Source organism: Campylobacter sp. 2014D-0258 (assembly GCF_008000495.1).
In the GTDB taxonomy this organism is placed as follows: Bacteria; Campylobacterota; Campylobacteria; order Campylobacterales; family Campylobacteraceae; genus Campylobacter_D; species Campylobacter_D jejuni.
The window spans coordinates 119,327-132,531 of the sequence record NZ_VOAR01000026.1; the positions used below are offsets into that span (position 1 = coordinate 119,327).

13 protein-coding genes and 3 pseudogenes are annotated in these 13,205 nt (G+C 28.0%); 11 read left to right on the forward strand and 5 right to left on the reverse strand.

The window, feature by feature from the left end; genetic code table 11:
- The first annotated feature begins 9 nt into the window (after positions 1-9).
- The 5 genes from SR62_RS07610 (at position 10) to SR62_RS07630 (ending at position 5,290) form a co-directional block, all read left to right on the forward strand.
- On the forward strand, positions 10-612 hold the full coding sequence (locus SR62_RS07610) for a DUF6037 family protein (RefSeq protein ID WP_002892938.1): 603 nt from the start codon (positions 10-12) through the stop codon (positions 610-612).
- A 4-nt stretch (positions 613-616) separates the two neighbouring features.
- Positions 617-1,387, forward strand: a complete 771-nt coding sequence (locus tag SR62_RS07615; protein WP_002892941.1) for a hypothetical protein — start codon at positions 617-619, stop codon at positions 1,385-1,387.
- 14 nt (positions 1,388-1,401) lie between these two features.
- Positions 1,402-2,613, forward strand: a complete 1,212-nt coding sequence (locus SR62_RS07620) for a restriction endonuclease subunit S (RefSeq protein WP_052843131.1) — start codon at positions 1,402-1,404, stop codon at positions 2,611-2,613.
- Positions 2,614-2,733: 120 nt separating this feature from the next.
- The gene (locus tag SR62_RS07625) at positions 2,734-3,816 is read left to right on the forward strand and encodes a Fic family protein (protein WP_147502333.1); all 1,083 of its coding nucleotides are present in this window, start codon (positions 2,734-2,736) and stop codon (positions 3,814-3,816) included.
- Positions 3,806-5,290: a type I restriction-modification system subunit M gene (locus SR62_RS07630; RefSeq protein WP_147502334.1), complete on the forward strand. Its 1,485-nt coding sequence runs from the start codon at positions 3,806-3,808 to the stop codon at positions 5,288-5,290. The genes SR62_RS07625 and SR62_RS07630 overlap by 11 nt, the downstream gene beginning before the upstream one ends.
- A gap of 77 nt (positions 5,291-5,367) precedes the next feature.
- On the opposite strand, the gene SR62_RS07635 is transcribed toward SR62_RS07630, so the two are convergent.
- From SR62_RS07635 to SR62_RS07650, 4 genes and pseudogenes are all read right to left on the reverse strand, one after another.
- Positions 5,368-6,123 carry a carboxymuconolactone decarboxylase family protein gene (locus tag SR62_RS07635; protein WP_147502335.1) on the reverse strand — a complete coding sequence of 252 codons (756 nt, stop codon included), beginning with the start codon at positions 6,121-6,123 and terminating at the stop codon, positions 5,368-5,370.
- A gap of 107 nt (positions 6,124-6,230) precedes the next feature.
- Entirely contained in the window at positions 6,231-6,650 is a 420-nt protein-coding gene (locus SR62_RS07640; RefSeq protein WP_002892946.1) for a cupin domain-containing protein, read from the reverse strand.
- A gap of 57 nt (positions 6,651-6,707) precedes the next feature.
- The gene (locus SR62_RS07645) at positions 6,708-7,883 is read right to left on the reverse strand and encodes an MFS transporter (protein WP_002892947.1); all 1,176 of its coding nucleotides are present in this window, start codon (positions 7,881-7,883) and stop codon (positions 6,708-6,710) included.
- 175 nt (positions 7,884-8,058) lie between these two features.
- A pseudogene (locus SR62_RS07650) lies at positions 8,059-8,640 on the reverse strand (NAD(P)-dependent oxidoreductase).
- Between SR62_RS07650 and SR62_RS07655 the strand changes: the two are divergent.
- The 5 genes and pseudogenes from SR62_RS07655 to acr3 all read left to right on the forward strand — a co-directional run.
- A pseudogene (locus SR62_RS07655) lies at positions 8,627-8,731 on the forward strand (winged helix-turn-helix transcriptional regulator); the annotation flags it as partial. The pseudogenes SR62_RS07650 and SR62_RS07655 overlap by 14 nt on opposite strands.
- Positions 8,732-8,840: 109 nt before the next feature.
- On the forward strand, positions 8,841-9,788 hold the full coding sequence (gene arsP / locus SR62_RS07660; RefSeq protein ID WP_002867862.1) for an organoarsenical efflux permease ArsP: 948 nt from the start codon (positions 8,841-8,843) through the stop codon (positions 9,786-9,788).
- A 9-nt stretch (positions 9,789-9,797) separates the two neighbouring features.
- Positions 9,798-10,115 carry an ArsR/SmtB family transcription factor gene (locus tag SR62_RS07665; RefSeq protein WP_002858914.1) on the forward strand — a complete coding sequence of 106 codons (318 nt, stop codon included), beginning with the start codon at positions 9,798-9,800 and terminating at the stop codon, positions 10,113-10,115.
- Entirely contained in the window at positions 10,112-10,534 is a 423-nt protein-coding gene (locus tag SR62_RS07670) for an arsenate reductase ArsC (protein ID WP_147502336.1), read from the forward strand. Before SR62_RS07665 ends, SR62_RS07670 begins: the two co-directional genes overlap by 4 nt.
- Positions 10,528-11,571: an arsenite efflux transporter Acr3 gene (acr3, locus tag SR62_RS07675; protein ID WP_002858915.1), complete on the forward strand. Its 1,044-nt coding sequence runs from the start codon at positions 10,528-10,530 to the stop codon at positions 11,569-11,571. The genes SR62_RS07670 and acr3 overlap by 7 nt, the downstream gene beginning before the upstream one ends.
- Here the strand turns inward: acr3 and SR62_RS07680 are convergent.
- Positions 11,566-11,994 (reverse strand): annotated as a pseudogene (locus SR62_RS07680) (MerR family transcriptional regulator). The gene acr3 and the pseudogene SR62_RS07680 sit on opposite strands and share 6 nt — an antisense overlap.
- A 78-nt stretch (positions 11,995-12,072) precedes the next feature.
- Here SR62_RS07680 and SR62_RS07685 point away from each other — a divergent pair.
- Positions 12,073-13,205: cache domain-containing protein (locus tag SR62_RS07685; protein WP_187106219.1), on the forward strand; the 1,133-nt coding region annotated here is incomplete at its 3' end.

The window sequence follows — 13,205 nt, forward strand, 5'->3', positions numbered from 1 at the left end:
GGAGAGAAAATGATACAAATGACGAATTTAAAAAATTTATACAAAGATATAAAAAATAAGCAGATGACTTATTGCATATTTAATTATACACACAATAGAATTGAATTAGAAATAATGTTTGATATAAACCCAAAGCCATTTAAATTGCTTATAATTAAAAAGCATTCTAATAAAACTTTATTGTTAGATATTTTAAATGGTTTTAAGTTAGATATATTTCTTTCAAAGGAAAAATATCAGATATTATTAGATATATTAGATATAAAGGGTGGTGGCACGATTCCTTTTAGTACAAAGAAGTTTTTTAAAGAATTAAATAGTGCAATTCCACACCAAGTTATGCAATATAATTTGAGTAATAATTTAAGATACATAATTTCACAAGTTAATAATCTTGATGAAGCTAATTTGGTTTATATTAAGTGTTTGATAGATTGGAGTAAAAAAGAAAATAATAAACATGCAACAGAAAAAAATAGAAAAAAAACAAAATATTTATATCCTGATGTTTTTGAAATTATAAAAGATAAAAATATAAGTGTTGTTTATACAAATAATAAAGATTATTCCAAACATACCAATATAGAAGATATTGAAGTAATAAATGGATAGTATTATGAATAACAATATTTTAACTTACAAAATAGATACTGAACAACCTATCGATATCACAGAGTTAGCTGAAAGTTTAATAGCTATACAAAATATGTATAGGAAAAGTATTATTAGCAATGAGGCTTCTATAAAGATTAGTGAAGTTAGAAAAGGTAGTTATGAATTTGATATTGTTGTTTTAGGTTTAGGGTTATCTTTACCTTATATAGAAAATTTTAATTCAGCGATTGAATTTATTAAAAATTTAAAAGATTGTTACAAGTTTTTTAAAGAGAATAAATTTGATAATAATATTGATAAAATTAATATTGATGATGCAAAGAATACTAATAAAATAATACAACCAATTATAAGTATAGGTGGTAATTCTACTGTTATTATTCAAAATGGTTATAGTGATCCATCTGAATGCTTTAGTGTTGTAAGCAAAGAAGCAGTAGAAGTTCAAAAAAACATTTATAGTTATATTGAAAATAAAGAAAGAAAAACTAAAGAAGAATTACAAACATATAAATATTTTCAAAATACACTTGTTGAATTTACACAAACAAGAACCGATGATAAACGCGGGAATAAATTATTATGTAAAAATATTTATAGTAAAGAATTAAATGTTGAATTTTCTAGCGATTATTTAAAAAAACAAATTCTAGAAGAGCACAATCCACATTTACACTTATACAATGTTGATTTACAAGTTGTTTATGAAAATAATGTGCCAAAAATTTACAAAATTATTTCTATTAAAGATATCAAAAATAAAAATATTTAAGGTTATAAAATACAATGACAAATTTACCGCAGGGTTGGGAAGTTAAAAGGCTTGAGGAAGTTTGCGAAGTGGTTATGGGGCAATCTCCAAATGGAAATTGTATTTTTGATAAAGATAAAAATAAAGATTTAATTGAATTTCATCAAGGAAAAATAGCTTTTTCGGATAAATATATAGATGAATCTAATTTTGTTACTTCAGATGTTAAAAAAATTGCAAAGAAAAATTCAGTTGTCTTGTGCGTTAGAGCCCCTGTTGGAGAAGTTAATATTACTACTAAAGATATAGCAATAGGGCGTGGATTATGTTCTTTAAATGGCGTTAAAATAAATAACAATTTTTTGTTTTTTTACTTATTAACTTTAAAAAAATATTTTAATGATAATTCTACAGGTTCAACTTTTAAAGCCATCAATGTGAGAGTAATTAAAGAAACTAAAATCCCATTACCACCACTAAAAGAGCAAGAAAGGATAGTGGGGATTTTGGATTTTGCTTTTAGTAAGATTGATGAAAATATCAAAAAAGCAAAAGAAAATTTAGCAAATATTGATGAGCTTATGCAAAGTGCTTTACAAAAAGCCTTTAATCCACTTAACGATAATACTAAAGAAAATTATCAACTCCCACAATCTTGGAAATGGAAAGGTTTAGGAGAAATATGTTTTATTACAGATGGGACACATAAAACACCCAACTATATAGAAACAGGAATTCCTTTTTTATCCGTTAAAAATATTTCTAAAGGTTTTTTTGATTTAAGCGATGTCAAATACATTTCACTAGAAGAGCATAACAAGCTCATAAAAAGAGCTAAACCTGAATTTGGAGATATTTTAATTTGTCGTATTGGAACTTTAGGAAAAGCTATAAAAATTTCTTTAGAATTTGAATTTAGTATTTTCGTTAGCTTAGGACTTTTAAAACCAAAAGTTAAAATTATAAGTGATTATTTAGTTTATTTTTTAAATTCTTATTTTATTGAAGGGTGGATTAATAATAACAAAGTTGGTGGTGGAACACATACTGCAAAATTAAATTTAAATATTTTAGAAAAATGCCCTGTTGCACTACCCCCACTCAAAGAGCAAGAGCAAATCGCTTCGCATTTAGATTCTGTCTTTGAAAAGACAAAGGCTTTAAAAGAGCTTTACACTAAAGAACTAAAAGATTATGAAGAGCTTAAGCAATCCTTGCTTGATAAAGCTTTTAAGGGAGAATTATAATGTTAAAAAATTTGCCAAATTTTAACACATTGGCTTGATATGTTAAAAATTTTTGATTTTTTTAACATATTTTTTTTATAATGTTAAAATTTTTAGAAAAAATTAACATATTGGAAAATTATGAAAGAATTTATACCTCAAAAATTGCCTTTAAATATAGAATTAAATGCAAATATTTATAGTCTTATCATTAAAGCTTCTAGAAAATTAGCAGAGTTAAATGGACTTAGTAAAAGCATACCAAATCCAAGTATTTTAATCAATGCTTTGATTTTGCAAGAAGCAAAAGATTCAAGTGAGATAGAAAATATCATCACAACACATGATGAACTTTTTTTATCACGAGTTGATGAAAACAAACTCACAAGAGCAGCAAAAGAAGTGAAAGATTATGAAAGTGCTTTGAAAAAAGGATATGAGTTATTAAAAAAAGAGCAGTTATTAAGAAATGCACATATTTTAGAAATTCAAAAAAGATTAGAAAGAAATAATGCAGGTTTTAGAAAACAAAGTGGAACTATGCTTAAAAATCCTATTACAGGAGAAATAAAACACATACCACCCCAAAATCCTAATAATATACAAGAACTTATGAGAAATTTAGAACTATACATTAACGATGATAGTTTAGATGAATTTGATTTTTTAGTAAAGATGGCAATTATACATTATCAATTTGAAAGCATTCATCCTTTTTATGATGGCAATGGCAGAACGGGTAGGATTATAAATATACTTTATTTAGTATATAAAGGACTTTTGGATTTTCCTATTTTATATCTTAGTGCTTACATAGTAAAAAATAAAGATGAGTATTATAAGCTTTTGCAAAAAGTGCGTGATGAAGGGGATATTTTAAAGTGGATAGAATACATACTTAAAGGCATAGAGCAAACCGCTGTAAAAACTATTGAAACTATTATTAAGATAGAAAAAATGATGTCTAATGTAGGTGAAATTTTACAAAATAAAACGAATTTTTATAGTAAAGATTTTGTGGAGCTTTTGTTTTCTCATCCTTATACAAAGATAGATTTTTTAATAAAAAAATTAGACATTTCAAGACAAAGTGCTTCAAAATATCTTAAAATTTGTGAAAATTTAGGAATATTAGAGTGTATTAAAATGGGTAGAAGTAATTATTATATAAATATAGAACTTTTAAGACTTTTTAGAAAAGGAATTTTTTTAAATGCAAAATAAAGTCGATAAAATCACAGATATTCTAAGAAGAGATGATGGCATAAGTGGTGCTATGCACTATACAGAGCAGATTGGCTGGATACTTTTTTTAAAATTTTTAGATGATTATGAGACAAATTTAAAAGATTTAGCGTTTTTAGATGGCAAAGATTATAAAAGCATTTTGCAAGAAAAATTTAGTTGGAGTGTTTGGGCAGCGCCTAAAAAAGATGGCAAACTTGATGTAAAAAATGCTTTAAGTGGATCGGATTTGCTTGAATTTGTAAATAAAGAGCTTTTTCCTTATCTTAAAAATTTTAAAAATAATGATGATTTTAAAAGTATAGAGTATAAAATCGGTGGAATTTTTGAATTTATAGACAATCGCATAGCAAATGGACATACTTTAAGAGAAGTGATAAATATCATTGATGAGATTAGTTTTAATAAAGAAGATGAAGTATTTGCCTTAGGTGAAGTTTATGAAAAACTTCTAAAAGATATGGGTAGCGATGGTGGAAATAGTGGAGAATTTTACACCCCTCGTCCTTTGATAAAGGCTATGGTGGAAGTAATAGATCCTAAACCAAAAGAAAGAATTTATGATCCTTCTTGTGGTAGTTGTGGATTTTTAGTTGAGAGTTTTTTACATATTTTATATAAAGATAGAACCAAAGGCAAAAAAGCAAATTTAAGCGTAGAAGAGCTTGAATTTTTAAAAAATGATGCTCTTTTTGGTAAAGAAAAAACTCCGCTTAGCTACGCAATGGGCGTGATGAATATGATCTTGCACGAGGTAAAATCTCCAAATATCATCAAAACAAACACTCTAAATAAAAAAATCACAGACATAACCCAAAGCGAAAAATACGAAGTGATTTTGGCAAATCCACCCTTTGGAGGTAAAGAAAAAGAACAAATTCAAGAAAATTTTCCTATAAAATCAAACGCTACTGAACTTTTGTTTTTACAACACATTTTAAAATCTTTAAAAAACAACGGAAGATGTGCGATCATCGTGCCTGAAGGTGTGCTTTTTCAAAATTCAAATGCCTTTGTGAGTGTAAAAAAAGATTTACTAGATGATTTTAATTTAGAATGCGTTTTGAGTTTGCCAAGTGGGGTATTTTTGCCTTATAGTGCTGTTAAGACTAATGTGCTTTTTTTCTCTAAAGGTAAAAAATGTATTTGTGAAGGCGATGGAGTTTATTACTACGAACTTATACCGCCTTATAAACTTACTAAAAACAAGCCTTTAGAATACACACATTTTAAAGAATTTCTAAAGTGCTACAAAGAAAGAAAAATCACTGCTAATTCTTGGCTTGTTAGCAAAAAAGAGCTTGAAGAAAGAAATTATGATTTAAGTGCTAAAAATCCAAATGTAAAAGAAGAAAAAATCCTAAAAACTAGTGAAGAGATTTTAAATTCTTTAGAAGAAAATCTAAAAATACAAAAAGAATATCTAAATGAGCTTAAAAGCATACTAAAATGATTGCAAGTTTTTTGATAAAAACTAATTTACAAATAACTTCTAAGCTCAATTTACAATAAATATTTATTGCTTGCATTCTACTTTTTAATATCATCAAGCAAATTTAGGGCATTTAAAGCCTTTGGATAGCCAATATATGGAATAAGAGCTGCAATGATATTTAGCAAATCTTTTCTACTTTGCCCCATGTTAAGATTGCCTTGTATGTGAGCTTTTACTTGATTGTCTAGCCCACCAAGTGAGATAAGATATACAAGGGTTAAAAGCTCCCTAGTTTTTAGATCAAGCCCCATGCGTGTATAGTAGTCTCCAAAACAATTCGCACTCAAAAAATCATTTATAAAAGCTTTATCTTCTGGGGTAGATTCTATCATTTTAGTGATATTGGCTTCACTAAAAATAGCATTTTGTATTTCCCTGCCTTTTATTTTGCGATTTTCTTGCGTAGTAGTACCTTGTGGAGTTAAAACTAAGGCGATATTTAGTTTTTTAAACACTTTATTGCAAAGGCTTAAAAAATCACATACTCTAGCAAAACCCACATAAGGCGTAGCTTGATAAATCACTTCTTTAATGACAATAGGACTTATATCGTTCTTGATTGCACCTTGAAGTAAAGCTTTAAACTCTATTTTTCCACCTACTGCTAAAGTAGAAGCAAGGGTGATTAAAAAATATTTTTGTGTATCCAAATTTGCTTTTACAAAACTCTCGCCAAAAGTAAAATTAATGTGATTAGTAAAAAACTCCTTATCGCTTGTAAAAAGCAGTTTTTCTTCCACTTTTCCAAAAAATTTTTCAAAAATTTCTCTTGCTTTTTGTCTTAATTGCATGGTTTTATCCTTTGTGATTTTTAAAGTTTATAAAAAAGAGCATTTAAAATACTCAAAAAAAACATAAAAGTTTTTATAAAATTTTTGTGTTTTATTTACAAATTTCTTTACTCTTTTGCTTCTTTTAAGGCATGTTCATATTCTTCATCGCTTACAAGCTCAAGCCATTCTACATTTTTACCCTCTTTCTCGCCTGTAAGTGCTATGTGTGCTCCACTACTTGTATTAGTTGCACCATGAAAATGCTTTACTCCTATAGGACAGCTTATCACATCGCCTTTTTTAGCTATAAAGGCTTTTTGGCCTGGAACTTTTGTGATGATTTCACCCTCTGTTACGATTAAGGTTTGTCCTTGAGGATGAGTATGCCATGCACTTCTAGCACTGGCTTCAAATTCAACCAAAGCCCCGCTAAAATTTCTCCACTCATTTGATTTAAACATCATAGAAACTTTTACATTTTTGCTAAAAAATTTACTATCACCTTTAAAACTTCCATAAATTCCTGCTTTTTCTAATTCTTGCATTTTACCTCCTTTTTTAGTATTATAAAACATGAGAGCTACTCTAAGTCAAGTAAAAATTTAAAATCTTAATTTCATTTTTTCTATCCTACTTCTTATAAAAATCATGATAATTCCTAAAATCAACAAAACAATAGTATTTACGATAATATAACGCGTATCGCTCAAAGAAATCACAAGTCCACAAATAGCAGTTCCGGTGCTTAATCCTATATTGGCCACGCTTATAAAAAGTCCATTGCTAAAATTAGCAGCCTTTGGAAAGGGATAACTTATCATAAAATGTGTGCCGTTATTCATCACACCTGCTAAAATTCCTAATATAAAGGCAAATATTATAAGTATAATTTCACTATAAAAACTAAAAAGTAAAATATAAAATCCTATCATAATTAAAGGTGTTAAAATCAAAGTAAAATTTGCGTTTTTAACAAGGGTCTTTCCGGCTATATAATTGCCTATAATATTTGAAAAACCATAAATAGCCAATACAATACTAATTAAAGTAAAATTCATCTTTCCTACACTATGTAAGAAATCAGAAAAATAAGAGTAAAAACCCCAAATTCCAGCATTTATACAAATAACACAAAGTATGCTAATCCATAAAAGCGGGTATCTTAAAATAAGCAATTGTTTGCTTATTTTTACAGAATTTACTTTTTTAAAATCAGGAACAAAAAATAAAGTTGCTATAAAAGATAAAGTATTTAAAAATACAAAAAATAACATTGCCATTTTAAAACTAAAATTTCCACCAAAATAACTAGTCATAGGTACACCCAAAACCATTCCAGCACTAACTGCTGCAAAAATCTTAGCTGTAGCTTTTGGAATTTCTTTCTTATCTTCGACCAAATTTGTAACCATACTTAGAGCAAGAGCTATATAAATAGGATGAAAAAAAGCAGGAATAGCTCTTAAAATAAGCAATTGCCAAAATTCACCCACAAAAGCGGAAGTTAACGAGCTTAAGATAAACACAGCTAAACAAATAAGCATAAGTTTTTTAGGATTGAAATTTGCACAAAGTAGCGGGACAATAGGGGCGCAAAAAGTTATCACGAGTGCAAAAATACTCACACACCAACCCGCATCTGAAATACTTACACTGAAATTTTGAGAAACAATAGGAATTATACCCATCATCCCTAGTTCTGTGCTCAAAATCCCAAATACCCCTAAACAAAATACTAGAATAATTTGAGCATTTGAAGCTTTATTTAAATTTTTCATTTTATCCTTTCAATTAATATTTTTAAAAGTATAAAAGATGAGAGTAGGTCTAAGTCAATAACCTAAAATAAAAATATTTATCTATATTAAATAAAATCTTTAGAAAAATCTAAAACTTCAAAATAAGCATTTAAAAGAAATAAAAGATGCCTTAAAAGCATAAGATATCTTTTATTTATAGGCTTATTACTCCAATGCGTGTGTTTTCATAGCAAGAATTAAGCACTATGTCTATCATAGCACTAGCATAATCACTATAGCTGATTTTACTTTCATTGTTGGCATTAATTTCAAATTTTTCACCTATGATTTTATAATGATTGGTTTTTGGAAGTTCTGGTGAAAAATAGCAGATGTGCTCACATATACCCATTTAAAGCCTTTTTCATTACGTAAAAATTTCCAATACTTCTGCACTTGCTTTAGCTATATCCAAATACTCTTTAAGAAAATCAGGTATATCCATAAGTCTTGTAGTATGATTTTCATCCATATACAAACTTCCAATACCCCATATAACAAATAATTTAGCCTTGCTTCCTTGCAAAATTTTACTCAAGCATTCTATGTGCTTTTTATGTAAGCTTAATTTTTCCCATTCTCCAAAAGCGTCGATAATAATATCAAAATCTATCAGATCTTTAAAATCAAGCTCAAAAAGATCTTTTTGCGCTATTTTAGCTTGAGGTAAAAATTCATTCATTTTAGAGTTATTGCGTATAAAACATACTGGTTCTAAATTTCTGATCAAACGCAAAGTTTACGCAGAAATTCCTCCAATAGTTGAATACTTACTTATATCTTTAGGCAATAGTTTAGAATCCATCTTAAAAAGTCTTGAGAATTAGGGAAATAGCTATAAAATATCGTTTAAGAAACAAATTAATATATCAATATATATTGATATATTAATTTATATATGTTATATTTTTGGAAATATTTTTAAAAGGATAAAAAATGCAGTCTTTTTTAAATACTTTCAAAGAGTTTTTATATCTATTTACTGAGCTTTCTGTACTTTTTATAGCTATTTCTTTTTTAGTTTCTATTATCAATCAAAAATACGAAGGAATTTTTAAAAAACAACTTGCTGGTGATAAAATTTCAAGTTATTTTAAAGCTATATTTTTAGGTGCTTTAACGCCATTTTGTTCCTGTTCTACCATACCGCTTTTAAGAGCTTTTTTGGAAGCGAAAGTAAAACTTAGCGTAGCTTTAGCTTATCTTTTTACTTCACCTCTTATTAATCCTATCATTTTTTCCATGCTTTTTATAACTTTTGGTTTAAAGTTAAGTTTGACTTATGTGGTTTTTTTGGTATTTTTGATATTTATTGTTTCTTTTGTTTTTTCCAAATTTAAGGAAGAGAGTTTTTTAAAACATATCCCTAAAAATACAAAATCAAATATTTTTACCCAAACCACTCACAATCCTAGCAATTTTATTTTTAAACAAAAATCATGCTGTGCAAATACTCAAGATAAGCCTAAAAATATAACGATAAACTATAAAGAATTATTCAAAGAAAGTTTGAAAAATTATAAAAAATTATTACCCTATATCGTTGTGGCAGTTTTTATCGGTGCTTTTATTCATGGTTTCATTCCTCAAGAAATTTTACAAAAATACCTAAATGGGAATGAAATTTTAAGCATTGTATTAGCGGCTTTTTTAGGAATTTTCCTTTATTTAAGAGTAGAAACTATTATTCCTATAGGCTTAGCACTTTTGCAAATGGGAATTTCCCAAGGAGTGATTATGAGTTTTTTAATCGCTGGTGCTGGATGTTCTTTACCTGAGCTTATTTTACTCAAACAAATGTTTAAAATAAAATTTTTATTTTTATTTGTTATGATTATTTTAGGCGTGGCTATATCTTTTGGAATTTTTATTAATTTAATTTAAGGAAATAAAATGCAAAAATTTTTAACCATTATTTCAGCAATCAATGATGAAAGTAGGGTTTTGATTTTGCATCATCTTTTAAGATACAAAGAACTTTGTGTTTGTGATCTACAAGAGCTCTTAAACATGGGTCAATCAAGACTTTCAAGACATTTAAAAATTTTAAAAGATGCAGGATTTTTATATGTCAAGCGTAAGGGAACTTGGGCGTATTATGGTATCAACAATGAGCTTTTAAAACTGCATTCTGACCTTTTTGAAAATATTAAAAATCTAGATATTGACAACATAGTTTTAGAACAAAACACTTGCGAGAACGATAAATGAAACTTGCATTTATTTGTATTCACAATAGCTGCCGTTCTCAAATAGCAGAAGCACTAGCTAGGCATAAAGCTGAAAAAATGGGCATAGATATCGAAGTATTTTCCGCAGGAAGCGACACTTCTAAGGGTGTAAATTCACAGGCTATAAGACTTATGCGTGAAATTTATCAAATCGATATGAAAAAGCATTATTCTAAACTCATTGATTCTTTGCCTCAAAATTTAGACATAGTCGTAAGTATGGGTTGTGGCGTGGCTTGTCCTAGCTTAAAATCAAGGTATTATTTTGATTTTGGATTAAAAGATCCTAGCGGAAGTTATGATGATGAATTTAGGAAAATAATTCAAATTTTAGATTATAAAATAACAGCTCTTTTACAAGCCATAAAGACAAATTCTCTTAAGGACTTTACATGTTAGGTTTTATCGATAGATTTCTCACGCTTTGGATATTTTTAGCTATTTTTTTGGGTTTAATTTTAGGTATCATTTTCCCCAATATCGCTTTATTTTGGAATTTATTTGAGTACAAGTCTGTAAATGTAGTATTGACTTTATGTCTTATTTTGATGATGTATCCGCCTTTGGCTAAGGTTGATTATGCAAAGCTTTCAAAGGTATTTGATTCTAAAAAAGTTATCTTGCTTTCTATGATTTTAAATTGGTTTATAGGCCCTTTGCTTATGTTTATCTTAGCTTTTATTTTCTTAAAAGACGAGCCTTTATATATGCAAGGAGTTATCATCATCGGCTTGGCAAGATGTATCGCAATGGTGGTGGTATGGAGCGATTTAGCAAAAGGTGATAGAGAATACACCAGTGCTTTAGTAGCGATGAATAGCATTTTTCAAATTTTATTTTTTTCCACTTTGGCTTATATTTATCTGGATTTTTTACCAAAATTACTAGGTCAAAGCACTTTAGCTACAAGTTTAGATATAGATTTTTCAGCTCTAAGTAAAAATGTTTTGATTTATTTAGGAATTCCTTTTTTAATGGGCTTTATAACAAGAACCCTACTTTTAAAATACAAAAGCAAACGATGGTACGAAAATACCTTTTTACCTAAAATCAGCCCTATAACTCTTATCACCCTGCTAGCAACTATTATCATTATGTGTTCTTACAAAGCAAATGAAGTATTTCACCTGCCTTTAGAAGCTTTAAAAATAGCCTTTGTTTTGACTTTGTATTTTATCTTCATGTTTTTTCTAACTTGGTTTATTTCTAAGAAAAATCATCTTTCTTATCCTAAAACTTGTTCTTTATGCTTTAGTGCTAGTGGAAATAACTTTGAATTAGCTATAATCATTTGCATTGCTACTTTTGGGCTTCACTCAGAACAAGCTTTTGCAAGCATTATAGGCCCCTTAGTAGAAGTTCCTGTACTTATCTTACTTGTAAAATGGGCATTAGGCAAAAGTTTAAATTCTAAAAAAATGAATCAAGCCTCATGATTCTTTACAAAACTTATCGCAAGGTTGATAGTCCTTGCTTTCTGGATTAAACCCATCGACTTCATTTGCAAGCATTTCTTCATAAATTTTTATCTTTTTGCTTAAAACTTTTTCACTTTCTTTTAATGTTTTAATCTGGTTTTGTAATTTTTTCTTTGTTTGCTTTAACATCTCTTGTCTCTCTTTGGCAGTTTTTATACCCAAAGAGCAAAGTTTTATATAATGTTTGATTTGTTCTATTGGCATACCTGAAATTCGAAACCATTCTATCCATTTTGCCCATTCTATATCGCTTTTTGAAAAATATTTCACACTATTTTCATCTTTTTGAACAAAAGGAAACAAACCTTTTTAGCCCAAAATCTTAAAGTATGAGCACTAATTTTTGTTTCTTTTTCTACCTCTTTTCATAGTATAAGCCATATTTTCTCCTTTTTAAAATAAAAATAAAAATTTATTTTTATTTTTTTGTGATAAAATAATAGCCAAATTATTAGTTTTATACTAAAAATAACAAAAATTAAAAGGAAAATAATGAATAGTATTAAAATCAAACTTTCTCTCATTGCAAATTTAATTGCAATTTTTGCCTTAATTGTTCTAGGTATTGTAAGTTTTTATTTTACAAAAACCTCACTATATGAAAGCACTCTTAAAAATCAAACTGATCTACTTAAAGTCACACAATCTACCGTTGAAGATTTCCGTTCCACAAATCAATCTTTTACTAGAGCTTTAGAAAAAGATATCGCGAACTTACCTTATCAATCTTTAATCACTGAAGAAAATATTATTAACAATGTTGGTCCAATATTGAAATATTATCGTCATAGTATAAATGCACTAAATGTTTATTTAGGTTTAAACAATGGAAAAGTTTTACTTAGTCAAAAATCTAATGATGCAAAAATGCCTGAATTACGTGATGATTTAGATATAAAGACAAAAGATTGGTATCAAGAAGCTTTAAAAACAAATGATATTTTTGTTACAGCAGCATATTTAGATACAATTTTAAAACAATATGTAATAACGTATTCTAAAGCTATTTATAAAGATGGCAAAATCATAGGAGTACTGGGTGTCGATATACCATCAGAAGATTTGCAAAATTTAGTTGCAAACACTCCTGGAAATACTTTTTTATTTGATCAAAAAAATAAAATATTTGCAGCAACCAATAAAGAATTATTAAATCCATCCATTGATCATTCTCCTGTTCTAAATGCATATAAAGCTCATGGTGATAACAACTTCTTCTCTTATAAGCTAAATAATGAAGAAAGACTTGGAGCTTGTACTAAAGTCTTTGCTTATACAGCTTGTATTACCGAAAGCGCTGATATTATAAATAAACCTATATTTAAAGCAGCATATATACAAGTTATAGCCTTAATTGTTATGATATCTATTAGCATCATCCTCCTTTATTTCATCGTATCAAAATACCTCTCCCCACTTGCAGCTATCCAAACAGGTTTAACTTCATTCTTTGATTTTATCAACTATAAAACAAAAAATGTTTCTACTATAGAAGTAAAAAGCAATGATGAATTTGGACAAATCTCAAATGCTATCAATGAAAACATTCTTGCTACTAAAAGAGGCTTAGAACAAGACAATCAAGCCGTTAA